This window comes from Actinotalea fermentans, assembly GCF_007991475.1.
Lineage (GTDB): Bacteria > Actinomycetota > Actinomycetes > Actinomycetales > Cellulomonadaceae > Actinotalea > Actinotalea fermentans.
Window position 1 is genome coordinate 33,024 of the sequence record NZ_BJYK01000006.1, and the last position, 26,608, is coordinate 59,631.

A 26,608-nucleotide genomic window follows, 5' to 3' on the forward strand; every position below is an offset into this window, starting at 1 on the left:
GGTTGGGGCGCCGCGAGGCGCGGCACTGAGTTCGGTGGACAGGTCAGGCGGGCGCTACCCGGTCAGGCGCCGCAGCCCGCCCGCGCCGGCCGGCACCTCGGCCATCCACGGCACGATGACCGGGCGGCGGGGACTTGCCTCGGTGATCTCGCTGAGCCACCGGGCCTCGTCGGCCGCGCGTGCCCGCAGGACGGGGTCGGTCGTCCCGGTGGCGGCGAGCGAGGAGTTGGCCACCCACGTCCATGGGCGCAGACCGGAGCGGGCGAGGTCGGCCTGCAGGGCCAGCGCCTCGTGCACCGGCGTCGCCTCCGGAAGGGCCACGAGGACGATGCGGGTGCGCTCCGGGTCGGCGAGCGAGGCGAACAACGACGTCGCGGCGTCGTCCCTGCCCCCACCGCGGACCGCTTGTCGGGCGAAGCTCTGGGAGGACTCCAGCAGCAGCAGGGTGTGGCCGGTGGGTGCGGTGTCGATGACGACGAAGCGGTCCGCGGCGTCGGCGACGGTCCGCGCGAACGCGTGGAAGACGGCGACCTCCTCCGTGCACGGTGAGCGCAGGTCCTCGGTGAGCAGGTCGCGGGCGGCGTCGTCCAGGCCGGCCCCGGCGGTCGCGAGCACATGCTCGGTCCACGCGGCGGTTTCGGCGACCGGGTCCAGGCGCGTGATGTCCAGGTTCGCCGGGGGGTCAGGCAGCACGCCGGTGATGTGGGCAGCAGGGTCGGTGGTGGTGAGCGTGACCGGCAGTCCGCGGTCGGCGAGCGCCAGCGCGATGGCCGCGGCGATCGTGGTCTTGCCGACACCGCCCTTGCCCATCGTCATGACGATGCAGGGCTCGCCCTCGGCCAGCTCGTCCACTAGCGACCCGAGCGGGTCCAGGTCGGGGGCGGCGACGCGTACGACGTCGTGGGAGGCGGGCGTGCCGGCGAGCGCGGCACGCAGGGCCGCCACACCGATCGGAGCACGGGCCAGGAGCGGGACGGTGTCGACGGAGGTCGCGGCGCTCAGCACGGCGGGGAGTTCGTCGAGCGCTGCCGCCTCGCGTGCACGGCGCGCGATGGCGGTGGTGTCGTCGCCGGCCGGTTCGGCGAGGACGCCGTTGATGACGAGGCGTTGCTGGGTCATGCCCAGGTCGGCCAGATCGGTCGCGGCGCGCGCGGCCTCGAGCAGCGACGACGCCTCGGCGCGGGCGACCAGGACCACCGTGGTGCGGTCACGATCGCGCAGGGCGGCCAGGCTGGCGGCGTAGGACTCCTGGGCGTGCCCGAGCGCGGAGACCGGCCCGACGCAGGTGACGCCGGCGGTGTTGGTCTCCAGGAACCCGGTCCAGGCCGCGGGCAGGGCAAGCAGGCGCAGGGTGTGCCCGGTGGGGGCGGTGTCGAACACCACGTGGTCGTAGGTGGCGGCGACGTCCTCGCTGGTCAGGAGGGTGACGAACTCGTTGAACGCCGCGACCTCGACCGTGCAGGACCCGGACAGCTCCTCCTCGATCGACGCGACGGCGTCGGCGGGCAACAGCCCTCGGTAGGGCCCGACGACGCGCTCCCGGTACTCGGCGGCCGCGGCCGCCGGGTCGATGTCGACCACGTCGAGACCCGGCACGCCGGGCACCGGCTCGGGGGACGACGATGTCGGCTCGGGCATGCCGAAGACCTCGGCGAGGTTGCTCGCCGGGTCGGTGGAGACGATGAGCACCCGGCGGCCGGCGTCGGCCAGCGCGACCGCTGTCGCCGCCGCGCACGACGTCTTGCCCACGCCCCCCTTGCCCGTGAAGAACAGGTACGGCGTCGGCGCGGCCAGGACGCCCGTGAGCAGTCGCGTGTCGCCCAGCGCCAGGGAGGTCATGTCAGCAGCAGCCCGTCCCACCGCAGCACCCCTGCGCCGGGGCACTCGCCAGCGCGACGGCGGCGCTGAGCGGGATCGCGGTGCGCGGCACCTCCGCCCACGTCGCGAGCTCGTTGCGGCTCGGGTAGTGCCCCTTCGCCTTCACGGCCCCGTCGACGACCACCATGGGCAGGGCCGCCGCGCCGTCGATCTCCAGCGCCTGCCGCACCGCGGCGTTGGCGACGAACTTCGCAGGCTCCTGGGACAACGTGGCGCGGTCGACCTCGACGCCGCGCGACGACAGCCACGCGACGTCAGCGGCGAACCGCGAGAGCGTCGGGTCGACGTCGGTGCCGCACACCCCGGTCGAGCAGCACATCGCCGGGTCGAAGATCTCCACGCGAGCCATCAGGTCCTCCTCGAAGCGAGTGCACATCATCTGCTGCTGACATCAGACCACACTGATGAGTTGTAGCGTATGGGACATGAGTCCGGTCGCCGTCCCGCTGCCCAGGGTCCCCACGCCCCCTGTGGTCGCCAGCCAGTTCGCGCTCCTCGCCGACCCGCTGCGGCTGCGGATCGTGGAGGCGCTCTCCCGTGAGCAGCTGTGCACGTGCCACCTCGTCGACATCACCGGCGCCCGCCAGACCACGATCAGCAACCACCTGCGCCTGCTGCGCGAGGCCGGCGTCGTCGCCAGCGAACCGGAGGGCCGCTACACCTGGTACCGGCTCGCGCCCGGCGCGTTCGCCGACACACTGCGAGCCCTGGGTGCGATCGTCGCCGACGGGCCCGACGCACCGCGCCTGCGCCCGGCCTGCGTCACCTGAGTGGAGGATGACGTGATGCGCGCGCAGCTCCTCTACTTCGACGGGTGCCCGAACTGGCACGTCGCCGACGCCCGCCTACGTGAAGCCCTTCGCATGGTCGGCAGCGACGCCAAGGTGGAGCGGGTTCTGATCACCACCCAGGAGCAGGCCGAGCACTGGGCCTTTCACGGGTCTCCATCGCTGCTCTTGGACGGCCAGGACCCCTTCGCCCAGCCGGGCGCTCCAGTAGGCCTCTCGTGTCGGCTGTACCGGACGGCGAACGGCGTTGCCGGCTCGCCGACGATGGAGGAGCTTGTCGCGGCGATCCAGTCCGCATCTAGTCCGCAACTGGCCGAGAATGGGCCCCAACCGACGAGAGCCATCCGAAGGTCCCGCCGCAGGTCAGCCCCGCTCTCGCCCCTCTGACCAGCCACCCAACTCCCCACCACAAGCGTCTTTTAATCCGCGGGTTGTGGGTTCGATCCCCACGGGGCCCACGTCGCCGCAGGTCACGGCGTTGCTGACCATGAGTCTCTTTCGACCGAGGAATCGACAGGCGGCCCCTTCCTCGCGTACCTGTTCGCACTCTCGGGCGCGTCTGTGCAGGTCAGGCGGCTGTGGACCTTCAACCGGTCGCACGGGAGTACGCGTGGACCTAGGGTCCACGGGTTGCGCATTCGCACCGACGCCAAACCAGACATCACTGCAGGTCAGCCTGTAGGGCGCGCGTACGCGGCACGACGATGGGCAACGCCTGGTCCGCATTCCGTCCGCAGCCTGCAGGGCAAGCCGCCGGCGGCGACCAGAAGCTGACCAGTTCCCGTCGAGCCCGGGGCTCGTGCCGCAGTCCCGCGCCCCGGTGTGGCAGCGAAGCCCTCAGCGCGTGACGCGCCGACGCCCTTCCCTTGGGCGAGCCGGAGGCGGACCCATCGGCCTCGCAGGAGACGACCACGGCGTCCGTGTTCATGTTGCCGTCCGCCTCTGACGTCCGCCCCCGGCTCGCGCCGTTCACCCGAACAGCCCAGGCGCGGTCCCATTCTTCGGGCGGGGCGGGGGTGAAATCCGCGTAGTTCAGGCGGACCCGGGGAACCGCCGTGCTTGCCGAAAAGGCCCGTTTGGCGCCGTTGTGAGCGTTCGCGTGTCAATAGTCACGGTCATGCGCCTGGCTTTCTGGAAGTCATCGTCACTCTGACGGCGCATTGCCGCCCGGTTGGGAACGCTGCCAAGGTTCGGCCCACTTGCCGTCCGAGCAGGGGGTCCCCTCGTGTCCGTGCACGCCCCGTCCGCCATCGCCGCCCCGAGTCGCCGACTGCGAGGCGCCTGCGCAGCGCTAGCGACCAGCGCGCTCCTCATCACGGGAGCCCTGGTGCAACCTGCCGCGGCCGCCGGATCGGCGCCGGTCCTGAAGCCGGCGGAGCCGTTCATGGTGCAGAACGGAGGCGTCACCGCTTCGGTATGGTCCGACGATCCGGGCGTCGCCGGCGGCACGGCAACGCTGAGGCTCGCGCCGACCACGGGGGATGTCCCGGAGGGCGCCGTCTCCGAGGTTGCGACGTTCGCGGCGACCGACGCCTCGGGGGCGGCCCTCACCCGGTGGCCGGGCGCGGCCGCCTTGTCGGGCGGCCTAGTCGATGAACCATGGTCCGCGGAGCTGTCGGCGCCCGGTGTGGAGGTGGCGTTCGCTCGCGAGGCGCTCGAGGTGCGTGACGACGCGCTGACGACGCTCCAGGTCTGGCACCGCACGACCGACGATGCGGAGTGGGCCCCCGTGCCCTCGGCCTGGCTGCCGGCCCGCGGCGCAGTCGTGGCGCAGGCGGACTCCACAGGGGACTTCGTCGTGGCTCCGTCGGCTCCGCGGGCTGCCCCAGTGGTGGCGCTGGACCTCGACGACGACGCGGCACGCGCCATGTGGGACGGCGAGGTCGTCGGAGAGCTCCCGACGACCGCGGCCGTGGCGGAGCTGTTCGAGGGGTACGTCGAGGACGCGTGCATGGCCGACGTCCTCATCACTCGGTCGGCCGAGACCGCCGTCGTGGATCCGGCCATGCGAGCCGCGGCGGTCACCCGCACCCGCCCGACGCTCGCTCTGACGCTCGGCTTCGACGCTACCGACGGCCTTCCCGGGGGCACTGCCGAGACCGGCGGCGCGCGCGTCTGGAGCACCGACACCGCACTAGCCGCCGCGATGACCGACGCCCTCGTGACGTACACGGGTCGGCCGGCGCGAACGGTGGACTCCACAGAGCTTGGGACCGCTCGGCCGGTCGCCGACGCGGCCCAGGTCGCCGACGCCACCTACGCCCGAGTCGAGCTCGGTTACCTGGACCACAACTACGACCACGCGGTGATCGCACATCGTCCCGAGCTCTACGCCCAGGCCCTCGCGCGGGCCGTCGTCAGCACCCTGGATCGATCCGGCGAGTGCTGGCCGAGGCCTTCGGCAGCCGCCGGGACCGTCGTGGCGGGTGGGCACGGCTTCTCCAGGGGGACCGACGCGCACGTCCTGCCGATGGCGGAGGGGGACGAGGGCTCCTGGTGGGGCGGGGTGAACCAGCGCTTCGAAGAGGTCGACGAGGGCGGCGTCACGGCGACGTACTCGGTCACCGCCTTCCCGGCCGAGGGCGAACCGGGAACCGTGCGGGTGAACGCCTCGTGGGACATCGACCCGCACCAGGACATGCTCTCGAGGTTCTGGACGGCCATCCGCGAGGTCGGCTGGTGGCTGGACATCGTGGTCGCGAGTCTGGGCGAGGGGTCCGGGGACTTCGAGCTCTACCCGGCCTTCAGCCCCGTGTTCTCGTACGACCCAGCCACGGGCAACGCTTCGTCGCTCGGCAACATCTCGTCCTGGGTGAGCTACCGCGTCGACGGCGACTGGGACGGCCACGTCTACGTGCTCAACTCCAGCGACGACCCGATCCTGGCCTGGACCGCGCCGTGGGCCGCTCCCCCGCTGCCGCCGGGGCCGTTCCTCCCCCTGCCGCCCGACCGGGACGTGCTCGCGCTGCTCGCCGGCTATGGCCTGACGTACGAGCAGATCTACGGCGGCGACCCGGTGAACCTGGCCACCGGCAACGTGACACAGAGCGAGGAGCTGCTCGCCCTGACCGGCGTCGGCGACCAGATGATCGACCTCACCCTCACGTACAACGGCGGTGACGGGCGCATCACCCCCGTCGGTCGGGGCTGGAACTTCGCGTACTCGGCCTGGGCGCAGAAGTACGACGGCGGCGGGGTACTCATCACCGGCGCGAACGGCCAGGGCCTGTACTTCACCCCCGATGGCGGCGGCTACGCGTCCCCGCCCGCCGCTCGGGCGACGCTCGCCAAGACGGCCGACGGCGTCGTCCTGACCCGCATCGACGGCACGCAGGAGACCTACACGATCGATCCGCTCACCGGCACGGGCGTCCTTACTGGCGTCGTCGACCGCCAGGGCAACGCCTACACGCTCGCCTACGCCAGCCGCGCGCGCGGCGGGGAGGGAGCGGTTTTCGCCCCCCTGGCTTCGATCACGGACGAGGGTGGCCAGCAGGTCGTCGTCACCACCACGAGCACGGGGCGGATCACCGGGTTCACCCGCCCCGACGGCGCCGCCTGGACCCTCGGCTACGACGGCGACAACCTGACGTCGATCACCGACGCCGCCGGGCACACCCGGTCCTTCGCCTACGACGACGCCGGCTACCTCACCTCCATCACACGCGCCGACGGCGTCGTCGAGGTCACCAATGCCTACGACCTCGACCACCGTGTCGCGGTCCAGGTCGACGGCAGAGGCCTGCGGCGCACCTTCGCCTACGACGGCGACGGCACCACCACCCTCACCGACGCCCTGGGCAACAGCAGCACCGTCGTGCACGACGACGCTGGCCTGCCCGAGCGCACGATCGACGCCGCCGGCGGAGTCACGCGCACGGAGTATGACGATGCGCGTAACCCGGTGACCTCGGTCGACGCCCTGGGCAACGAGCACCACTCGACCTTCGACGCCACAGGCCGGGTCCTGACCACCACCGATCCTCTCGGCAACACCACTACGTCCGCCTACAACGCCGCCGGCGACCTGACCTCGAGGACCACCACGGCGCCGGACGGCTCGAACGCGACGACCACCTTCGTTCTCAACGAGGACGGCCGTGCAGTCGAGACGCACCTGCCTGACGGCACCGTGATGACGGCGGCGTACGACGCGCACGGCGACGTCACCTCGGTCACGGACGCTGCGGGCAACACCACCCGGCACTCCTACGACGCCCGCGGCAACCGCGTCCAGACCGTCGACGCGGAGGGCGGCACCAGCACCTTCGAGTTCGACCTAGCCAATCGGCTCACCGCCTCGACCGACCCCACGGGAGCCCGAACCGTCTACACCTACGACGGCGACGACAATGTCGTGTCGGTGACCGACCCGATCGGCGCGGTGACCAAGCACGAGTACGACGCCACCGGGACACGCACGTCCACGACCGACCCGCTCGGAAACGTCACCCGGTTCGAGCACAACGCGAACCTCCAGATCACCGCCGAGATCGCGCCCGACGGGGCACGCACCGAGTTGGCCTACGACGACGAGCACCACGTCACCACTCGGACCAACCCGGACGGCACGACCGTCACGTTCACCTACGACGCCCTCGGGCGGCAGGTCAGCATCACCGATGAGGCCGACGCCACGACCACCACCGAGTACGACGCCGTCGGGAACCCGGTCGCGGTCGTGGACGCCGAGGGCGGAAGGACCACGTCGAGCTTCGACGCCCTCGGTCAGGTCACCTCGGTGACCGACCCGCTCGGCCACACCACCTCCACCACCTGGCTCCCCGGCGGTCTGGTGGGCCAGCAGACGGACGCCATCGGCGGCGTGACCGCGCGCACCTACGACGTGATGGGCCGGCTCACCGGCGTGACGACCCCGGACGCCGCGACCACTACCTACACCTACGACCCGGTGGGCAACATCGCCACGATCACCGACCCTCGTGGCGGCGTCACAGCCTTCGCCTACGACGCCCTCGGCCGGCAGGTCAGCAGGACAGACGCGACGGGCGCGGTCTGGACCACGGAGTACGACGGCGCGGGCCGCATCGTCACAACCACGGACCCCACGGGCGCCACCACGACCAACGCCTACGACGCGGCCGGGCACCTGGTTGCCACCACCGACCCCACCGGCGGCACAACGTCCACGACGTACGACGCCGCCGGACGCGTCACCGCGAGCACCGATCCGCTCGGCCGGGTCACCACGCTCACCTACGACGAAGCCGGCCGCGTCCTCACCGTGACCGACCCCACAGGTGCGGTGACCACGCAGGCCTACGACGAGGCAGGCCGCCTCGCCCAGCTCACCGACGCCCGAGGCCAGGTCACCACCTACGGCTACGACCCCACCGGCCGGCGCACCCTCATGGTCGACGCGGCCGGCGGTCACTGGACCACGGAGTACGACCGCCTGGGCCGCGCGTTGGCCGAGACAGACCCGACGGGTGCCCGCACCGAGTACACCTACGACGCCGCCGGGCGCCGAGTCGAGGTCACCGACCCCACGGGTGCGACGACGACGACCAGCTACGACACGCGCGGTGTGGCAGCGGTGGTCACCGACCCGGTGGGCGGCCGCACCACCGTCGAGTCCGACCCGATGGGCCGGCCCCTCACGATGACCGATCCGACCGGCGCCATCACCCGGATCGCCTACGACGCCGCGGGTAACGCGACCACCGTCACGGACGCGAACGGCCACACCACGACGACCGTCTTCGACGCGGCCAACCGCCCGGTGTCCGTCACCGACGGCACCGGAGCGGCGACCCTGACCGCCTACGACGTGGCAGGTCGGCCCGTCAGCGTCACCGACCCGCTCGGCCACGCCACGACCACGGAGTACGACGCCGCAGGGCGCCCCGTCGCCGTCACGGACCCGACCGGCGCCACGACCACGACGGTGTATGACGCCGCAGGCCAGGTGGTCAAGGTGACCGACCCACTCGGCCGCATCACCCGCTACGCCTACGACGGCACCGGGCGCGTCACCGAGGTGGCGCGACCCGACGGAACGACGATCACCTCCGCGTACAACCCGACCGGCCAGATGGTGGCCCAGACCAATGGCCGCGGCCACACCATCGAGCTGGTCGTGGACGCCCTTGGTCGGCCCATCGCCATGACCGACGAGGCGGGCCAGGACTGGGCCACCACCTACGACGCTCGAGGCATGGTCACGGCCACCACCGACCCGCTCGGTGGCACCACGACGACGGAGTACGACGCCGCTGGCCGACCCGTCGCGGTGACCGACCCGACGGGCGGCATCACCAAGACGACCTACGACGCTCGCGGCCTCGCCGTGGTGACGACCGACGCCGTCGGCAGCCAGACGACTCTCACGTATGACGGTGCCGGACGGCAGCTCACCATGACGCTCCCCTCCGGTGCGACGTGGACCCAGACGTGGGACGGCGTCGGGAACCTCCTGACCTCGACCGACCCGACCGGGGCGACGACGTCGAGCACCTACGACGCCGCCGACCGGCCCGTCACGATCACCGACGCCACCGGCGCGACCACCACGACCGCCTACGACGCCGCGGGACGCGTCGTAGCAACCACGGACCCGGTCGGCGCGACGACGGCCACGGCCTACGACGCCGTCGGCCGTCCAACCTCCGTCACCGACGCCGAGGGCAACACGACCACCTACGCCTACGACTCCGTCGGGAACCTCGTGACCCGGACGACGCCGAGGGGCGGGGTCACCGCGTGGGAGTACGACGCGATGGACCGGCCCGTGCAGGTCACGGACGCCGAAGGCGGGGTGACCGCGACCGTGTACGACGGCCAGGGCAACGCCGTGACGGTGACCGACCCCGTCGGGGTCGTCAGCGCCATGACCTACGACCCGCGCGACCTGCTCACCGCCGTCGTCGAGAACGCCCTCCCGGACACCCCGGCGGGACCGGCGGTGAACGTCACCACGCAATACGCCTACGACGACGCCGGCCGCCTCTCCTCGGCGACCGACCCCCGCGGGAACACCACCGCTTACGCTCGTGACGCTGCCGGTCGTGTGACGGCGACCACGGATGCGGCCGGGCGTGTCAAGGCGACGGCGTACGACGCCGCCGGCCGGCCGGTCACGGCGACCGCGCCGGATGGCCAGGTCACCGCTACGGCGTACACGCCGGACGGGCAGGTGGCCTCGGTTGCCTACCCCGACCACGCCGTCACGTTCGGGTACGACGCCGTTGGTCGACGCACCTCCATGAAGGATCCGATGGGGACCAGCTCGTGGGTGTACGACCCGGTGGGCCGGGTCACGAGGGCACAGGACGCCTCCGGTGCTGTCATCGGCTACGTCTACGACGCCGCAGGCAACCAGGTGCAGGTCTCCTACCCCGACGCGCGACGCCTCACCCGGGAGTTCGATGCCCGCGGCCTCGCGACCACGCAGGCAGACGCCACCGGCACGACTCGGTTCTCCTACGACGCTGACGGGAACCTGTCGGTGACATCCCGGCCGACCGGGGTCGTAACCTCGCTGACGCGCGACCTCAACGGACGCGTCACCGGGATGACGCACACCGGCAGCGGCGCGGCACCCGGGACCTCCCCGGCGGGGAACTCGTCTGCGAACGCGCCGGGCAACGCCTTCGGCCACTGCAAGGACAACCCGACGGGCCACCCGAACCAGCAGCCTGCCTGCACCACCTCGACCCTCGTCGTGTCCTACACCTACGACCCGCGCGGCCTGGTGACCACGCGGACCGTGACCACGGACGAGGCGATTACGACCACCGAGTACGCGCACGACGCCCTGGGCCGCCTGGTGTCATCCACGACCGGCGGGTACGTCGCCACGTACGGGTGGGATGCGGCGTCGAACCTGGTTGCGGAGGTGACGTCGGACGACCCGACCACCCCCATCGACGCGGACGGATGGTCCGCGCTCCGCTCGGTCAACGCGATCAACCAAACCACGACGATCGTGACCGACTACGCACACGCCCCGGTCCCGCACACCGAGACGGTCGCGCTCACCTATGACTTGCGGGGGAACCGGACCGGGCAGACCACGACGACGACCTCGGGCGGTGCCACGCACACGCAGGCACGCATCGCCTACGCCTACGACGCCGCCGACCGGCTGGTCCGCGAACACGACGCCGGGGCGAACCTCAACAACGCCCGCGACGACATCATCACCACCTGGGGCCGGGACGGCCTGGGCAGGGCACTGGTCGAGACGCAGAACGGCACCGCCCAACGCCGGGTGTTTGACGGGTCGCTGGCCGTGGCCGACGGGCCCACGCGGATCACCCGCGGGCCTGCCGGCGAAGCGCTGGTGGAGACCACGGACACCGTCGTGGGTCACGGCCGCAACGCCACGACGGTCCCGGTGGCGGTCGACGTGCTCGCCGACCTCCTCGGCACCCCGCTGAGCATTGCCGAGGCCGGGGTGGTTTCCGACGACCTGGCCTGGACCGGCGCCTTCGGCAATGTCGTCGCCACACCCGGCTGGGACACCGTCACGGGCTACACCGGGCACCTGGAGGCGGCCGGGCTGGTCGAGACGCCCACCCGCACCTACGACCCCGCATCACGGGTGTGGGTGCAGGAGGACACCTGGCCGGGCACCGCTACGGTCGCCGCGACGCAGAACCGGTACACCTACGCCCAGGGCGCCCCGGAGACCCTGGTCGACCCGACCGGGCGGATGGCCGCCCAGGCGGCGATCCTGGCCCAACGGCTGCCCGCGGAAGAACTTGCCTACGTCCTGGGGCTCATGGCGATGTGCCGGGTGTTCCCCGCGGAGAACCAGTGCCGGCCCTTCGAGGACGACGGCGTGCCGACGTGGACGCAGATGGACCTCGACACCTACCGCTCCAACCTGCAGGCCGCGATGGTCGGCCTGCAGTACGGCATGGAGCAAGGCACCATCAGCCCCGACCGCGCGACCGCCGTCGCCCAAGCGATGCGACTGCTCAAGCTCGGCGTGCCCACGGACTTCATGAGCCCCCAGGAAGCGTTCGAGTCCCTTGGAGCCACGGCGGCCGGGGCGCTGGTCGCTGGTGGGGTCTTCGTGATCTGCGAAGCAGGCACCGGAGGGGCGGGCAGCTACGGCTGCGCCTTCATCGCCGGCGCAGCCGGCGGTGCCACAACGGCGGCGCTTGGCTACACCACGTCGACCCCGCAGTATCGTTGGGACGGGGGTGATGCCTCCCTGTACATCGGCACGGGCGCTCTCATCGGCGGCACACTCTCGGTGGCCGGACGGGGCTTCTTCGGACCGGGCACCAGCGGAAGCGCGGCGGGGCCTGGCACGGCTAACACCGCGCCAGCGTTCGGCTCCCTCTCAAATGCGGAGGCCCGCGCTTGGTATCTTGCTCAAGAGCAGCAAATCGCAGCCCGAAACGCAGAGATGATCGCCGCCGGGGTTCCCGCCGAGGTCCGTGCCCAGATGGCATTTGAGGCGCGAAACGCAATACGTTCACAGGCGCGTGCCGCAATGTCCGATCGGGAGGCGGCTGCCGCGCTTTCACGGTCGGATCCGAATCTCACCTGGGAACAGGTGCTCCAGAAGTATGACGGGGACTTCGACGCCATTGCACAGGCTGCATCGAGGTCGCGAACATCCGTGAACCAGCAGTACGGATTGGGGGAGCAGAGGTGATCGATCTTACGAGTCTGATGCGCATGCCGCTGCACTGGGAACCTGACGCGACTCGCGAGCTCTGGCTGAAGGCTTCAATCGACGATGGCGAAGTCTTCATCCGGATGAACCGCTTCCCGGAGGAGCACATGTACAGCCTTGAGCTGGGCGACGGGAAATTCACCGACTTCGATGACTTCCCGCCAACGTGGTCTCGCGGCGCACTGGCCTGGCCTGAGACGGCCCTACCTCGCTGGAATGCAGACTCGTAGGGGTCACGCCGCTCGACGAGGCTATGAAGGCGATCCCTATCGTGACTTCGTCGGTCGATTGGACGGATGGACCTGGCCGACACAGCGAGCCCAGAGGGCTGAGTGACGGCATCTCGGCCATCTGGCGAACAGCGAGGCGATGCACGGCCAGTCCGCACCTAGTCCGCAACTGACCGAGAAAGGGCCCTCAAAGACAAGAACCGTCGGAAGGCATCGCTGCAGCTCAGGCCGACTTTCGGCCCTCTTGCCAGCCGCTCGAACTGCCACCACAAGCGTCTTTTAATCCGCGGGTTGTGGGTTCGATCCCCACGGGGCCCACCCGTGCACACCCGCCGCGCATTCGCGGAGGTCAGAGGCCCGCGTGGCGCACCGGGGCAAGCCTGATGCGGATCGCCCGCCCGCACACCGTCCCACGCGGCATCATGCCGAGGGTGGGAGCCGACGGGGACGGGGGCTGTGCCGTGAGAGAGCCGCGGGTTGCTGGCATCCGGGGCCGCACGGGGTCCGGCACCGCACCGAGTCGATCGAGATCTCGCGCGCGACGACGGCCTGGCAGGGTGCGACCGATGGGGCTGGGCCTCCTGCTACCCGTGCTGGCCGCGTGCAGCTCGGGGGGCCCGGCTGCCGACTACCCCGGCTACGCCACGGTCGACGAGATGGTCGTCGCGGCGGACGTGATCGTCACGGGACGAGTCCTGAGCACCCGCGTGGAAGACGTCTACGCCGATCAGGATCTGGGGACGGATCCGAGCCTGAACCCGCAAGCCGGGGCGGCGGCGACCGCCGATCGAGGATCGGCCATCGTGGTGACCGTGGCCGAGGTCGAGGTCACGCGCGCGATGAAGGGCGACGTGCGCGAGGGCCAGGTCATCGAGGTGAGCCAACTCGGGACGCGGGACCAGCCTGCGGCCGGAACGACTCTTGTCGAGCCAGGCGACGCGGAGTACGCCTTCGTCCTGAACCGCCACGACGGGGCACCGTACGACCTCGTCAACCCCGCGCAGGGGCTGTACCGGGTCGGCCCCGACGGCGCCCTCGCCACGATCGGCCGAGGCAATGAGTTGCCGATCGAGCACGTCACCGACCTCGAGGCGCAGCCGTGACCCCGGCGCACGCCGGCCAGGTGCCGCCGTCGGCGGTGGAGGACGCGGGAACGGGAAGGGCCGGCCGGCGCTCGCGCACCGACCGGCCCGGGTTCCCCGTCAGGTGGGAACGTCTCAGCGCTCGGCCTGGAACATCCACAGGTGCTTCTCGAGCGCGGCCGTGATGCCGATCAGCAGGTCCTGGCTGACCACGTCGTGCTTCTCGGTCTCGGCGATCGCCTCGCGCAGGCGCCCGATGGCGGTGCCGAGCGCGGACACGAAGTAGTCGATCACGTCGGTGTCCTGCGCCCACCCGGTCGGGTGCTCGGGCAGGGCCGACTCCGCAGCGACGGTCTTCGCGCGGCCGTCGGGCGTCACGCCGATGGTGACGGCGCGCTCGGCGACGTCGTCGGCGTGGATGCGGACGGCGTCGACCACCTCGTCCAGCTGGAGGTGCAGGCTGCGGAAGCCACGGCCGACCAGCGTCCAGTGCGCCTGCTTGCCGACGAGGCTCAGGTCGATCAGGTCCGCGAGCACACGGTTGAGTGCCGCTCCGGTGGCCGCCTTGTCGGCGTCACCCAGGGGGCTCGTCATGGCGGGTGCAGTCATCGCTCTCCCTCTCTCTCGTCGCGATCATGCCCTCCCGAGTCTGCCCGGTCCCCGGGCCGGCCGTCCGGGACTCTGGACTCTCGAAGGACCCCGTCACAGCCGGGTGAAATCCGGCGCCAGCCCCACACGACCAGGGACCAACACGACAGAACACGCACCCACCCCCTCCCGGCGGAGCCCTCGCGGGCATGAGGATGGGGCTAGGGCCGCGCACACAGGCCCGTGGTGACACGACAGGGGACCGTGATGGCCATACGCACCGAGAGCCCGTCGAGGACAGTCGTCCCGACGTCGTGGCTCGACGGCGCGATCCGGCGCGGCGCCGCCTGGCCGTGGTGGGCGACCGCGCTGTGCGTCGGCATCCTCATCGCCGCCGCGTGGCTGGCGACGTACGCCTCCGGCGGCAGCCAACGGGCGTTCCCTCACCTCTTCTACATCCCGATCATCGGCGCGGCGATGCTCTTCGGGTTCCGCGGCGGGATCCCGGCCGCCCTGGTGTCCGCGATCGCCGTCGGGCCGCTGATGCCGCTCAACACGGCGACGGGCGAGGCCCAGCAGCCCAACGGCTGGCTCCTGCGCGCGGTCATGTTCTGCATCGTCGCGGGCGCAGCCACGCTCGCCATGGAGATCCGCGAGCGCGTCAGCGAGCAGCAGCTCACCACCGAGATCCGCGACCGCGTCACTCGCAGCTACGGCGCAGACGAGACCGACGACGCCGTCCTGCCGGCTCTGGAGCGCGTGCTCGCCGAGGGGCTCTTCCACGTGGTCTACCAGCCCGCCTACTCGCTCGCGGACGGCCGCCTCGTCGCGGTCGAGGCGCTCACGCGGTTCGACGCCGAGCCCCGCCGCACGCCCGACGTCTGGTTCCGCGCGGCGGCCATCGCCGGCCTCGGCACGGATCTCGAGATCGCCGCCATCGAGAAGGCCGCCGACGGCGCCCGCGACCTCCCGCGCCACGTGTCCCTCGCGGTGAACGCCTCCCCGGCGACTCTCGCGGACCCGCGTCTGCACGCGATCCTCGCCGGCCACCCGGACCGGACGTTCGCCGTCGAGATCACCGAGCACGCCGTCGTCGAGGACTACGCCCTGCTGCAGGAGCACCTCAGCGACCTCCGGGCCCTCGGCGTCCGCCTCGCCGTCGACGACACCGGCGCCGGGTTCTCGAGCCTGCGGCACATCGTCCAGCTGGCCCCGGACATCATCAAGATCGACATCTCGCTCGCGCAGGGCGTCGGCAGCAGCCCGCTCAAGCGCGCGCTGGCCACCTCGCTGACCGAGTTCGCGCACGCCGCGGGCGCGCGCATGGTCGTCGAGGGCATCGAGGACGTCGACGACCTGGTGGCCTGGTCGGCGCTCGGCGCCGAGGCGGTCCAGGGCTACCTCACGGGCCGACCGGGGCCGCTGCCGGTCGCCGAGACGAGCGCGATCGTCGCCGCGCTGCGCAGCCGGCTGACGGTCTGAGCTAGCGGGCCACGCCGTCCGCCCCGGCGTCGGGCGCGTCCTGGGGAGCCAGGAGGAAGCCCGTGCCCTCGGGCGACGGGACGGCGTCGAGCTTCTGGTCGGCGAGGATCTCCGACGTCGTCGGCTCGACGTACACGTGCGCCGACCCGGCGTCGATGATCTCGTCGCCGTCGAGCGGCGCCGCCACCAGGGAGAGCTCGAAGGCGCCGGTCTGGGCCTCGGACTCGGCGATCCGCAGACCACCCTCCTCCGGGAGCCCGGCGCGCGCGGCGATGTCCTGCACGGCGAAGCGGGCGTTGTCGGTCAGGGTGAGCATGAGCGCTGTCCTTCCATCGAACGTCGCGGCACCGCAGGGCGGGCCTCGGACCACTCCACCGTCGGGGCGGCACGGCGCTCCCGCAACCCCTACGCCCCGGTACGTCCACATCTCGGGACGGTTCGTCCGGTACTCGCCCGGGCTCCGGACCGGCCCGCCGCACGACGCGCGAGTGCGAGACTGTGCGCACGTCGCCCGGCGCTGGGCGGCGTGGGCACGACCACCCGAAGGACCTCGATCACCCGCACGACGAGGAGTTCCCATGGCCCGCGTGTTCGTCACCGGATCGACCGCCGGCATCGGCCGGGAGACCGCCCGGCAGCTGCTCGAGGCGGGTCACGAGGTCGTCGGGCACGCGCGGAGCGCCGAGCGGGCCGACCAGGTCCGCGCCGTCCTGCCCGGGCTCGCGGACGTCGTCGTCGGCGACCTCTCCTCCCTCGCCCAGACCCGTGCGCTCGCGGAGGCGGCCGCGGCCGCGGGGCCGTTCGACGCCGTCGTGCACAACGCGGGGATCGGCGGCGGCGCACCGGACAAGGTGCTCACCGCGGACGGGCTCGAGCGCATCTTCCAGGTCGACGCCGTGGCGCCCTACGTCCTCACCGCGCTCATGCCGCGCCCGCGCCGGCTCGTCTACCTCACCTCGGGCCTGCAGGCCGAGGGGTACGCCGAGCCCGACGAGATCGAGTGGGGCTGGGACGGCATGCAGGCCTACGCGGACGCCAAGCTCGTCGACCTGGTCCTCGCCTGCGCGGTGTCCCGCCTGTGGCCCGACGTCGTCACGAACGCCGTCGACCCGGGCTGGGTCCGCACCCGGCTGGGCGGGCCGAACGCGACCGACGACCTCGGACCCGGCGCGGAGACGCAGGTCTGGCTCGCGACGTCGGACGATCCCGAGGCGCTCGTCGGCGGCCGGTTCCTCAAGCACCGCACGCCGCTCGAGCCCAACCCGCAGGCGCTCGACGTCGAGCTCCAGGAGCGCGTGCTCACCCGGCTCGCCGACGTGACGGGGATCGTCCTGCCGCGCTGAGACCCGCGGCGGGGTCGGGTGCCGGTCGGCCGGTCGGCCGGTCGGCCGGTCGGCCGGTCAGCCCGTCTCAGGCCTCGGCTGCGGCGTCGCGCTCGGCGAGCACGTCCGCGCCCGGGCCGGTGAACGACTGCGAGCGCTCGACCGCGAAGACGCTCCCGGTGAACAGCCGCGAGTCCTTGCGCGGGTCGACCGTCATCGTCGTGTCGCCGGAGTGCCGGCCCGTGGGCTGCGGCGGCGCGGCACCCTCGGCCCTGGACGGGCGCACCCGCACGAGGTGGTCGACCAGGCCCTCCCGGACGTCGCAGCGCAGGTCAGCGAGCTGCGGCGCGTCCGCGGCGCTCACGACGGCCCGCAACCGCACCCGACCGCCGGTCGCGTCGGCGACCTGCAGGACGGCGACGCGGCGGTCCCACAGGTCGTTCGCCTCGACGACGCGGAGCAGGGCCGCGCGCACGTCGGCGACGGGGACGGCCGGGTCGACGTCGACGTCGACGGTCCCGACCAGGTCGGCGCTGCGGTGCGTCCAGTTCTCGAAGCCCGCCGCCACCAGGCGCCGGGCCGGCACGACCACGCGGCGGTCGTCCCACGCCTGCACGACGACGGTGGTCGCGGTGATCTCCTCCACGCGACCCCACAGGCGGTCGGTGCCGACGCCGTCGGCCGCCGTCGGGGCGAGGGGACCGCGGCCGGACGGCGCGCCGTCGGCCCCCAGGCCACCGAGGGCGATGACGTCGTCGAGCCGGAGCGCGTCCGCGGAGGCCAGCTCGAGGCCCGCGACGACGTCGCGCAGCCAGGGCAGCGCGGCGCCCACCACCGCGGCGAGCACCAGCGCGAGGAGGCCGAGGGCCGCGAGGCCCGCGACGCGCGTCGTCGGGAAGACCAGCAGGGCGCCGGCGAGGCCCGCGACGAGGACCACGACCAGCGCGACGGCCCTGGCGGCCCCGGCGAGCGCGCGGCTCCCGCGGGCGTGGCGATGGCCGGGGGTGTCGGTCCGGTGGCGGCCGAGCGCCGCGTCCACGCAGGCCGGCGCGACGACGACGGCGAGCCAGGTCAGCGCCAGGATCGCGGCGAGCGCACACGAGCGGTCGAGGGCCGCCGTCGGGCGCGGCAGGGCGAGGCCCACGCCGATCCGGACGGCGACCGCGGCGAGCAGCAGGCGCACCGGGTTGCGGGTGCGGCGGGCCAGGTGGGCCCAGAGCCAGCGGCGGCGGCCGGCCGCCCGCAGCCCGGCCGCCACGCCCTCCGCGAGCAGGACGGCGGCGATGAGGGCGAGCGCGACGGCGAGGACGACCGCGGCGGGCGAGACGTCGTCCGTCGCGGCGATCACGAGGGGGCGCATCGCCTCAGGGTAGGGCGAACCGGTCGCGCGGCGAGCGGTGGAGGGGGCAGCGCACCCGCCGGTCCGTGCGATCCCTCGACGTGCGGGACGTTCTCCCGGGGCTTACCTTCCGAAATCAGGGCCGGTGATCCCCACGGCCCACCGAGGGAAGGGGTATCGCCATGGGAATCGGCGGCATCATCAGCGCCATCGTGGTCGGGCTCATCATCGGCGCGCTCGGGCGGCTCTTCGCCCCGGGCCGTCAGCGCATCTCGATCCTGCTCACGATCGTCATCGGCATCCTCGCCGCGCTGCTCGGCACGTGGATCGCCCAGAACATCGGAGTGGCGGTGACCGACGGCATCGACTGGATCGAGCTCGTCCTGCAGATCGGCCTCGCGGTCATCGGTGTGATGATCGCGGCGCGCACGCTCGGCTCGCGCCGGCGCACCGTCCTCTGACGGCCTGACCGCACGCGCTCCGGGGAGCGTTCCTCTCGCACGTCGGGAGGGACGCTCCCCGCCGCGCGTCGGGCGGGACGCGCGTCGGGCGGGCGTGGGGGGCGGTCAGTCTGCCTGGCGGAGGGCGTCGAGCCGGCTCGCGAGCTCGTCCAGGACCTCCTCGCGCGCCGCGTAGACGCCCTCCTCGCGCGGCCAGTGCACGACGACGTCGGTGAACCCGAGCGCGCGGGCCCGCACTACCGACTCCTCGAACACGTCCGCGGACTCCAGCGCGAGGCGCGGCGCGGCGTCCACGTTGAGGTACCTGTCGACGGCGCCGGGTGCGCGGCCCGCCTCGAGCGCGACCTCGTCGAAGCGGGCGACCAGCGCGCCCAGCCCCGCCCACCAGGCCTCCCACGCCTGCGCGGGCGTCAGGTCGCCGTCGCCCGACGGCGGCCCGTACGTCGCCCAGCCCTGCCCGTGCCGCGCGGCGACGCGCATCGCGCGGGGACCGTTCGCCGCGACGACGAAGGGCACGCGCGGCGTCTGCACGCAGCCCGGGATCATCCGTGCGCCGTGCGCCTCGTAGTGCTCGCCGGTGCGCTCGGTGACGGGGTGCGTGAGGAGCTCGTCGAGCAGGTCCACGAACTCCGCGAACCGCGCCACGCGCTCACCGCGCGTCGGCGGCGGACCCAGCACCTCGGCGTCGTACCCCTCACCGCCGGCGCCGACGCCGAGGAGGAGGCGCCCGCCGCTGACGTCGTCCAGGCCCATGACGTCCTTGGCGAACGGGACGGGGTGCCGGAAGTTCGGGCTCGCGACCCACGTGCCGAGCCGGATGCGCTCGGTCGCGGTCGCGGCGGCCGCCAGGAGCGGCACGGTGGCGAACCACGGCTCGTCGGCGAGCGAGCGCCAGGCCAGGTGGTCGTAGGTCCAGGCGTGGTCGAAGCCGTACTCCTCAGCGCGGCGCCAGCGTTCGCGCGCCACCGGCCAGCGGTCCTGCGGGAGCAGGACGATCCCGATGCGCACGAGCGGCTCCGTCCGGGGTGTGGGGTGTGGGGTGTGGGGTGTGGGGTGTGGGGTGGTGGGTGTCGGGGTGGGTCAGTCCCAGCCGAGCTCGTGGAGGCGCTCGTCGTCGATGCCGAAGTGGTGGGCGATCTCGTGGATGACGGTCACCGCCACCTCCTCCACGACCTCCTCGACCGAGTCGCACACGGCGAGCGTCGGCATCCGGAAGATCGTGATGCGGTCCGGCAGGGACCCGGCCGCCCACCAGTGGTCCCGCTCGGTGAGCGAGACGCCCTCGTAGAGGCCGAGCAGGTCCTGCGGCTCGTCGGCGGGCGGATGGTCCTCGACCAGGACGACGACGTTGTCCATCTGCTCGGCGAGCTCGGCGGGGATCAGGTCCAGGGCGTCCCGGACTGCGTCCTCGAACTCGGCGCGCGACATCGTGACCACGCCACCATTGTGGCCGAGCGGGGGCCGTCCGGGGTCGGGCGAGGAGGGGGCGGGAGGGCCCGCGCTCGGGTGCGGGCGTCGTCGTAGGAAGCCGCTTTGGAGTTCCGAGCCGGAGCCCGTATGCTTTCCGAGGTCTTCGGCGCGTGGACGTCTGGGCGCCCACCAGGGCCCCCATCGTCTAGCGGCCTAGGACCCCGCCCTTTCACGGCGGTAGCACGGGTTCGAATCCCGTTGGGGGTACGGACAGCAGGTCGCAGGACAGCACGGAAGCAGGACAGCAGTCACGCAAGGCCCCGTAGCGCAGTCTGGTTAGCGCGCCGCCCTGTCACGGCGGAGGTCGCGGGTTCAAGTCCCGTCGGGGTCGCTCTCGACCATCCGGTTCGCCGGCAGGTCGAACGGCCACTTAGCTCAGTTGGTAGAGCGTTCGACTGAAAATCGAAAGGTCGGCAGTTCGACCCTGCCAGTGGCCACCTGCAGTCAGCTGGGCAGACGCCCCGCCTCGGATGAGGCGGGGCGTTCGTCGTTCTCGGGGTGGGCGGCAGCGGGACCGGGCATGCGGCAGGCAGCTGTGTTCCGTGCTGGCGATTGGCTGCCTGCGTTCGCTCTGGGCGAATTGCCCCCTCTGCCCGGTTTCGGTAGACTTAGAACACCCGTTCGAAGGGAGTTGAGATGCCGACGGCGAGCGCTGGGGTGGCGACGTCACCGCACCACGCGCTGCGGGACGCCGTCGAGGGCCTCGCCACCCTCGCCACGGGCGCACGCTCCTGGGACGCCGCGCGACGGCGGACCATCCTGACGGAGGTGGACCGGGCGATCGCCGGGCTCACCGCGGTGCGGTCCGAGGTGCTGCTGGCGGAGCGCGACTCGGGTGACTGGCGGGGCTCGGGGGACCCGTCGTTCGCCGCGTGGCGCGGCCGCACGGCCCGCGTGGGCGTCAGAGGTGGAGCCGCCGAGGAGCGCCGGGCCGAGACCCTGACGTCGATGCGGGAGGTCCGGGACGCGACCCTCGCGGGCTCGGTGAGCGTGGCGCACGTCGACGTGATCGGGCAGGCGACGGCCCGCGGCTCCCAGGCGGTACGCGACGCCCTCGGGTCCCCCGAGGGTCAGGCACGCGTGCTCCAGATGGCGCGGCGGCTGGACGCAGGTCGGTTCGCGACCGCCCTCGCGCGCATGGCGGCGAGCGTCGACGCCGCGCACGTCGAGCGCACCCACCAGGCGCAGCGCGCCGAGCGCTTCCTGCACCTCGCGGAGACACCGTCGGGGACGAGGATCTCCGGGCAGCTCGACTCCATGGCCGGGCACCGCCTTCGGCTGGCGCTCGAGGCGTTGAGCCCACGGCCCGCCGCGGACGACTCCAGGGGCCACGCGCAGCGGACGGCCGACGCGTTGGAGGCACTGGCGGACACCGTGCTCAGCCTGCCCAGCACCGGCTCCGGCGCGGCCGTCCGTCCCCACGTCTCCTTCCTCATGACCGAGGAGACCTGGGGCGCGCTCCGCGCCCTTCGCGAGCGCGGCGCCCCAGGCGCGACCGGCCCGACGGGCGCCGTGGACGAGTCGGGCCCGGTCGGGTCAGTCCGGGTGGGTGCGGCGGACGAGCACCGGCGGGTGCTGCCGCCGGCAACCCTCGAGGACGGCACGCCCGTCCCGATGAGCGAGTTGGCTCGCGTCCTGTGCGACTGCGAGCTGACCCGCATCGTGATGGACGCTCAGAACGAGCCCGTGAACCTCGGGCGCACCGCCCGGACGTACACCGGCGCGCAGCGCCGCGGGGTGATCGCGCGCGACGGTGGCTGCGCCTGGCAGGGCTGCGGCATGGCAGCGCGGTGGTGCGAGGTGCACCACCGGCAGTGGTGGGACCGCGACGGCGGCGAGACGTCCGTCGAGGACGGCGTCCTCCTGTGCAGCTTCCACCACCACGAGGTCCACCGACTGGACCTCAGCATCCGACGATGGGCGCTGCACGACGACGAGGCGGACGCCTCCGGGCGCCGGGTGGCGTACGAGTTCGTCCTGCCCGGCGGCCGGGTCCTCTCGGGAGGCCCGCCGGGCGCGCCACCCCCGCGGCGTGCAGCGACACCGGGCGAGCGGGTCGGCGACCCGCGCGATCTGGGCGGGCTGGGCGACGTAAGCGCGCCGCACGACGTGGGCAGACCGCGTGACCTGCGCGAGCGGGGCGAGGTGCCGCTCGCGCGTGCCACGGAGCAACTGGCGCTCGCGATCTGAGGGAGACGGACGCGTCGCCCCGTCGCCGGATTGCCGAACGCGCGGCAGGCGAGTTGGCTGTGCCGGAGAATGCTCACGTGCCCCGCACCTGCCCGGCACGCGCCGCCGCCCCATGGGGCCGACGAAGGACGTGATGAGGTGACCACCAGCAGCCACCGCCCCGACGGCCGTCCGACCATCGGCGAGCTCGTCTCGGCGCTGTCCGAGAAGCTCTCCGCACTGATCCGGGACGAGATCAACCTCGCCAAGGCCGAGATGGCGGAGAAGGCGAAGAACGCCGGCGTCGGGATCGGGCTCTTCGCGGGCGTCGGCGTGCTGGCGTTCTGGGCGACCGGCGTCCTGATCGCCACGATCATCCTCGGCATCGCCGAGGGCCTGCCCGCCTGGCTGGCCTCGCTGATCGTCTTCGTGCTCATCCTGGCCGTCGCCGCACTGCTGGTGGCCCTGGGCATCAAGTCGGTCAAGAAGGGCACGCCACCCGTGCCCGAGCGCGCCGCGGCCAGCATCAAGGCCGACGTCGAGGCCGTCCGTGAGGGCCTCGCGAAGGACGACACTCCCAAGGAGACCCTGTGAGCACCCCGCTGCCGACCACGCCGGACGACGCCGCGGCGGGCACCGGCGCACCGAAGGCCGCCCAGCCCGTCGACACGCGGACCCAGGCGCAGATCGAGGCCGACATCGCGCGCACGCGCGCCGAGCTCCGCGCCACCGTGGACGAGCTGTCCGAGCGACTGAACCCCCGCAACCAGGCGCAGGAGGCCGTGGATGAGGCGAAGGTCGCGTTCGAGGAGCTCAAGCGCAAGCTGACCGGCGAGGTCCGACCGGCCGACGAGCCCGAGCCGACCCGTCGGGGCTGGATCGTCCTGGGCGCGGCGGCGGCGGTGGCCGCCGCCGTCGTGGGAACGATCGCCCGCAAGCTCTGACGGTCCGCCGAAGCACCCCGGAACCGCCGGGACGCCCGCGGAACCGCCAGGACGCCCGCGGGACCGCCAGGACGCCCGCGGGACCGCCAGGACGCCCGCGGGACCGCCAGGACGCTCGCTCGTTCGATCGCCCGCCCGCCCGCTCGCTCGCCCGGGTCAGGCAGCGCCCGGACGACCCTGCCCGGCGTGCCGGCGCTCGTGCTCGAGCAACGCCTTCTTGACCTCGAGCCCGTATGCGTAGCCGCCGAGGCTCCCGTCGGAGCGCACCACGCGGTGGCACGGCACGAACGGGGCGACGAGGTTCGTCGCACAGGCCGAGCCGGCCGCGCGCACCGCGGCCGGACGCCCGCTCAGCTCCGCGAGCTCGGTGTAGGACACGGTTTCCCCCGGCGGGATGGTCCGCATGGCGCTCCACGCCGCCTGCCGGAACGGGCCACCCGGCTGGCGCACCTCGACCTCGTCGAGCGCCGTCAGCTCGCCACCCAGGTAGCGGGCGACGGCGTCGGCGACCGGACCCGGGAGGTCCTCCGGGGCGACCACCCGCGCGCCGAGGGGCGCGAGCGTCCCGACCGGTCCGAACAAGGCGCGGTGCACGACGCCGGCCTCGTCCACGGCAACGGTGAGCGGACCCATCGGCGTCTCGAGCGAGGAGACCACGAACTCGACGTCGCGCCCCTCGCTCTGGCCGCCACCCTGGTGCTGCGTCCGGCCGCGAGTCATCGCGGGAAGTGGACGTGCGTCGGTCGCGTTCATCGGGAGTCCCCTCGTCGGTCGATCAGGCTGGTCCACAGGTGCTGGGCCGCGTATCCGCGCCACGGCCGCCACCGCTCCGCGCGTCCACGCGCCTCCGCGGGCGACACCCCACCGAGCACCTTCCGCAGCACGAGGTCGTGCGCGGGAAAAGCGTCGGGGTCGCCCAGGGCCCGCAGGGCGATGTAGTCGACGGTCCACGGCCCGATGCCCGGCAGCGCGGCCAGGGCGGCCCGGGACCGCTCGCGGTCGGCCCCCGGGGCGAGGTCGAGCCCACCGTCGAGCGCCGCGGCGAGACCGGCGAGCGCCGCCGCGCGTGCCCGCGTCAGGCCGAGCGCGAACAGCCCGTCCTCCCCCGCCGCGGCGACGGCGGCCGGCGTCGGGAACGCCCGCAGCCCCCAGGGGGAGATCTCGCCGAGCGCGTCGACCAGGCGGGCGGTCAGCGTCCGCGCGCCCGCGACGCTGACCTGCTGCCCGAGGACCGTGCGCAGCGCGAGCTCCGCCGCGTCGACCGTGCCGACCACGCGCAGGCCGGGCCGGGCCGCCACCAGCGGTGCGAGGAACGGATCGTCGCCGAGCACCTCGTCGACCCGCGCGGGGTCGGCGTCGAGGTCCGCCCAGTGCCGCAGCCGCCCGACCGCGCTCGTCAGGCCGTCGAGGCTCGGCAGGACCAGCCGGGCGACGACGCCGTCGGTCAGGTCGAGCTCGGCCAGCACCGGCCCCAGGCGGCCGGGCAGCACGCGGCGCACGACCGTCCCGTGGACCTCCTCGAGGCCGGGCACCGCCCGGGCGGAGACGTGCGCGAGCCACGCACCGGCGTCGAACGGCGCACGATGACGCAGTCGCAGCTCGAGCGAGCTCCCGTCGAGGCGAGCGCCCGCGGGCGGCCCGGCCGGCACCGAGGGCAGACGCGGCGCGCGCAGGGACGACGGCGGCGCGCCCACGTGCGCTCGCATGACGTCGTTGAACTGCCGCACGCTGCGGAACCCCGCCGCGAAGGCCACGTGCGAGAGCGGCAGGTCGGTCTCCTCGACGAGCATGCGAGCGACCTGGGCCCGCCGGGTGCGGGCGAGGTCGGCGGGGGACGCGCCGAGCTGGGCGATGAGCACGCGGTGCAAGTGGCGCGGGCTCACGGCCAGGCGGGCCGCCAGGCCGGCGACCCCCTCGTCGTCGGCCACACCCTGCTCGAGGAGGCGCAGCGCCCGCCCCGCGAGGTCGGCGTCGAGATCCCAGTCGCGGCTGCCGGGCTGGGCGTCCGGTCGGCACCGGCGGCACGCCCGGAAGCCGGCCGACACGCACGCCGCTGCACTCGCGTGGAAGACGCAGTTCTCGGGCAGCGGCGTGCGGGACGGGCACGACGGGCGGCAGTAGATCCCGGTGCTGAGCACGCCCACGTACACGCGACCGTCGAACCGCGGGTCCCGTGAGCTGACGGCGCGGTAGGCCAGCTCGGCATCCGGGAAGGTGCCGGCCGTTCGGTCGGTCCGCGCTGCGGTCATGCGGACATTCTGCGTGCCCGCTCCGACGGGTGCTGGCGGTGATCGGACATGGCGGTGCTCACCGTGAGCACGGCCATGAGCAGAGCCATGGGCACGACGATGGGCACCGCCGCGCTCGCGGCCGCGAGCTCTGCCCTCACTGGGGCCGGGAGGTCAGGCCTCCGTGTCGCGCTGCTCGGGGATCCCCCGCAAGAGCAGACGGACCTCCGACTCGCGGTAGCGGCGGTGACCACCGAGCGTCCGGATCGACGAGATCTTCCCCGACTTCGCCCAACGGGTCACGGTCTTCGGGTCGACGCGGAAGAGAGCGGCCACCTCGGAGGGGGTCAGCAGCGTCTCCTGCTCACTCTGGCGGGTGTTCATGGCTCCTCCTTCAGGAGTGCGGTGAACGCCTTCCCAGGTAGCGCATCACCACATGCCACCCATCGTCTCAGGTAAGCCTAAGTTGCGCACATCGGACAGAACGCCGAGGGCGGGCGCCCCACCCCACCGGGTGCGGATACGGCACGGATGGGGCAACTGGGACAGAGTTCGCACGCGGATTACGCGGCCCACGCTCCCCCGAACGGCGGATCGCGCCGATTCGTGTGAATCGCCTCACTGTGGCCAGCAGGTGGGCGGCTCGCCCTGCGCCCCGCACACGATGTACCGTTGCGACGACGATTCCAAGCACCCCGGGGCCGCACGTGACAGCACGGTGCCGCCCCGCTTCCACGTTAGAGGGGGTCGATGCCATGGGGCGCGGCCGTCAGAAGGCAAAGCAGACCAAGGTTGCCCGTGAGCTGAAGTACTTCACGCCAGCCACGGACTACCGAGCCCTCGAGAAGGAGCTCAAGACCGGTGGTGGCATCGTCACCCACGCGACCCCGGACCTCGCTGTCGACGACGAGGACGACGACCTCGACGAGTGGTCCGACGAGGACGAGGACGACGAGGAGGACGAGCGCTGAC

Annotated in this window: 22 protein-coding genes and 3 tRNA genes; 15 read left to right on the forward strand and 10 right to left on the reverse strand. The window is 72.9% G+C overall.

Annotation, left to right across the window (positions count from 1 at the left end):
- Positions 1-54: 54 nt before the first annotated feature.
- Both arsA and arsD read right to left on the reverse strand, forming a co-directional pair.
- The gene (gene arsA, locus AFE02nite_RS10240; protein WP_052113374.1) at positions 55-1,839 is read right to left on the reverse strand and encodes an arsenical pump-driving ATPase; all 1,785 of its coding nucleotides are present in this window, start codon (positions 1,837-1,839) and stop codon (positions 55-57) included.
- 1 nt (position 1,840) lies between these two features.
- A complete protein-coding gene (arsD, locus tag AFE02nite_RS10245) occupies positions 1,841-2,227 on the reverse strand; it encodes an arsenite efflux transporter metallochaperone ArsD (RefSeq protein WP_034243369.1) in 387 nt (128 codons plus the stop codon).
- Positions 2,228-2,303: 76 nt separating this feature from the next.
- On the opposite strand from arsD, the gene AFE02nite_RS10250 reads away from it, so the two are divergent.
- The 5 genes from AFE02nite_RS10250 to AFE02nite_RS10270 all read left to right on the forward strand — a co-directional run bounded on the left by AFE02nite_RS10250 (position 2,304) and on the right by AFE02nite_RS10270 (position 13,654).
- Complete coding sequence (locus tag AFE02nite_RS10250; RefSeq protein WP_146819583.1) at positions 2,304-2,648, forward strand: ArsR/SmtB family transcription factor; 345 nt, start codon at positions 2,304-2,306, stop codon at positions 2,646-2,648.
- Between the two features lie 15 nt (positions 2,649-2,663).
- The gene (locus AFE02nite_RS10255; RefSeq protein WP_261765572.1) at positions 2,664-3,053 is read left to right on the forward strand and encodes a DF family (seleno)protein; all 390 of its coding nucleotides are present in this window, start codon (positions 2,664-2,666) and stop codon (positions 3,051-3,053) included.
- Between the two features lie 1,246 nt (positions 3,054-4,299).
- On the forward strand, positions 4,300-12,300 hold the full coding sequence (locus tag AFE02nite_RS10260) for a DUF6531 domain-containing protein (protein ID WP_186814532.1): 8,001 nt from the start codon (positions 4,300-4,302) through the stop codon (positions 12,298-12,300).
- Complete coding sequence (locus AFE02nite_RS10265) at positions 12,297-12,551, forward strand: hypothetical protein (RefSeq protein ID WP_034243323.1); 255 nt, start codon at positions 12,297-12,299, stop codon at positions 12,549-12,551. The genes AFE02nite_RS10260 and AFE02nite_RS10265 overlap by 4 nt, the downstream gene beginning before the upstream one ends.
- A gap of 566 nt (positions 12,552-13,117) precedes the next feature.
- Positions 13,118-13,654, forward strand: coding sequence for a hypothetical protein (locus AFE02nite_RS10270; protein ID WP_052113376.1), 537 nt, complete (start codon positions 13,118-13,120; stop codon positions 13,652-13,654).
- A gap of 114 nt (positions 13,655-13,768) precedes the next feature.
- Here AFE02nite_RS10270 and AFE02nite_RS10275 read toward each other — a convergent pair whose 3' ends face one another.
- Positions 13,769-14,242, reverse strand: a complete 474-nt coding sequence (locus AFE02nite_RS10275; protein ID WP_261765573.1) for a Dps family protein — start codon at positions 14,240-14,242, stop codon at positions 13,769-13,771.
- Positions 14,243-14,488: 246 nt separating this feature from the next.
- On the opposite strand from AFE02nite_RS10275, the gene AFE02nite_RS10280 reads away from it, so the two are divergent.
- Complete coding sequence (locus AFE02nite_RS10280) at positions 14,489-15,703, forward strand: EAL domain-containing protein (RefSeq protein ID WP_052113377.1); 1,215 nt, start codon at positions 14,489-14,491, stop codon at positions 15,701-15,703.
- Between the two features lies 1 nt (position 15,704).
- Here the strand turns inward: AFE02nite_RS10280 and AFE02nite_RS10285 are convergent, their stop codons facing one another.
- Positions 15,705-16,019, reverse strand: coding sequence for an iron-sulfur cluster assembly accessory protein (locus AFE02nite_RS10285; protein WP_052113378.1), 315 nt, complete (start codon positions 16,017-16,019; stop codon positions 15,705-15,707).
- A gap of 262 nt (positions 16,020-16,281) precedes the next feature.
- Here AFE02nite_RS10285 and AFE02nite_RS10290 point away from each other — a divergent pair, with 262 nt between their 5' ends.
- On the forward strand, positions 16,282-17,046 hold the full coding sequence (locus tag AFE02nite_RS10290) for an SDR family NAD(P)-dependent oxidoreductase (protein ID WP_034243329.1): 765 nt from the start codon (positions 16,282-16,284) through the stop codon (positions 17,044-17,046).
- 67 nt (positions 17,047-17,113) lie between these two features.
- On the opposite strand, the gene AFE02nite_RS10295 is transcribed toward AFE02nite_RS10290, so the two are convergent.
- Complete coding sequence (locus AFE02nite_RS10295) at positions 17,114-18,385, reverse strand: mechanosensitive ion channel family protein (RefSeq protein WP_146819585.1); 1,272 nt, start codon at positions 18,383-18,385, stop codon at positions 17,114-17,116.
- 161 nt (positions 18,386-18,546) lie between these two features.
- Here AFE02nite_RS10295 and AFE02nite_RS10300 point away from each other — a divergent pair, with 161 nt between their 5' ends.
- The gene (locus AFE02nite_RS10300) at positions 18,547-18,825 is read left to right on the forward strand and encodes a GlsB/YeaQ/YmgE family stress response membrane protein (protein WP_034248279.1); all 279 of its coding nucleotides are present in this window, start codon (positions 18,547-18,549) and stop codon (positions 18,823-18,825) included.
- A 105-nt stretch (positions 18,826-18,930) separates the two neighbouring features.
- Here the strand turns inward: AFE02nite_RS10300 and AFE02nite_RS10305 are convergent, their stop codons facing one another.
- The gene (locus AFE02nite_RS10305; protein ID WP_034248281.1) at positions 18,931-19,833 is read right to left on the reverse strand and encodes an LLM class flavin-dependent oxidoreductase; all 903 of its coding nucleotides are present in this window, start codon (positions 19,831-19,833) and stop codon (positions 18,931-18,933) included.
- 72 nt (positions 19,834-19,905) lie between these two features.
- The gene (locus AFE02nite_RS10310; RefSeq protein ID WP_052113974.1) at positions 19,906-20,253 is read right to left on the reverse strand and encodes a metallopeptidase family protein; all 348 of its coding nucleotides are present in this window, start codon (positions 20,251-20,253) and stop codon (positions 19,906-19,908) included.
- 176 nt (positions 20,254-20,429) lie between these two features.
- On the opposite strand from AFE02nite_RS10310, the gene AFE02nite_RS10315 reads away from it, so the two are divergent.
- From AFE02nite_RS10315 to AFE02nite_RS10340, 6 genes are all read left to right on the forward strand, one after another.
- Positions 20,430-20,502 (forward strand) — tRNA-Glu (locus AFE02nite_RS10315).
- 49 nt (positions 20,503-20,551) lie between these two features.
- Positions 20,552-20,626: transfer RNA gene (locus AFE02nite_RS10320), tRNA-Asp, on the forward strand.
- Positions 20,627-20,659: 33 nt separating this feature from the next.
- Positions 20,660-20,732: transfer RNA gene (locus AFE02nite_RS10325), tRNA-Phe, on the forward strand.
- Positions 20,733-20,931: 199 nt separating this feature from the next.
- A complete protein-coding gene (locus AFE02nite_RS10330) occupies positions 20,932-22,485 on the forward strand; it encodes an HNH endonuclease signature motif containing protein (RefSeq protein ID WP_034248286.1) in 1,554 nt (517 codons plus the stop codon).
- A gap of 138 nt (positions 22,486-22,623) precedes the next feature.
- A complete protein-coding gene (locus tag AFE02nite_RS10335) occupies positions 22,624-23,058 on the forward strand; it encodes a phage holin family protein (protein ID WP_034248288.1) in 435 nt (144 codons plus the stop codon).
- On the forward strand, positions 23,055-23,408 hold the full coding sequence (locus AFE02nite_RS10340) for a DUF3618 domain-containing protein (protein WP_052113973.1): 354 nt from the start codon (positions 23,055-23,057) through the stop codon (positions 23,406-23,408). The genes AFE02nite_RS10335 and AFE02nite_RS10340 overlap by 4 nt, the downstream gene beginning before the upstream one ends.
- A gap of 156 nt (positions 23,409-23,564) precedes the next feature.
- On the opposite strand, the gene AFE02nite_RS10345 is transcribed toward AFE02nite_RS10340, so the two are convergent.
- From AFE02nite_RS10345 to AFE02nite_RS10355, 3 genes are all read right to left on the reverse strand, one after another.
- The gene (locus AFE02nite_RS10345) at positions 23,565-24,128 is read right to left on the reverse strand and encodes a methylated-DNA--[protein]-cysteine S-methyltransferase (RefSeq protein ID WP_146819587.1); all 564 of its coding nucleotides are present in this window, start codon (positions 24,126-24,128) and stop codon (positions 23,565-23,567) included.
- A gap of 29 nt (positions 24,129-24,157) precedes the next feature.
- Entirely contained in the window at positions 24,158-25,657 is a 1,500-nt protein-coding gene (locus tag AFE02nite_RS10350) for a DNA-3-methyladenine glycosylase 2 family protein (RefSeq protein WP_146819588.1), read from the reverse strand.
- Between the two features lie 153 nt (positions 25,658-25,810).
- Positions 25,811-26,020 (reverse strand): BldC family transcriptional regulator, encoded by a 210-nt coding sequence (locus tag AFE02nite_RS10355; RefSeq protein WP_034247122.1) that lies wholly within the window; start codon positions 26,018-26,020, stop codon positions 25,811-25,813.
- A gap of 371 nt (positions 26,021-26,391) precedes the next feature.
- On the opposite strand from AFE02nite_RS10355, the gene AFE02nite_RS10360 reads away from it, so the two are divergent.
- On the forward strand, positions 26,392-26,607 hold the full coding sequence (locus AFE02nite_RS10360; RefSeq protein WP_034247120.1) for a DUF3073 domain-containing protein: 216 nt from the start codon (positions 26,392-26,394) through the stop codon (positions 26,605-26,607).
- Position 26,608: the final 1 nt, after the last annotated feature.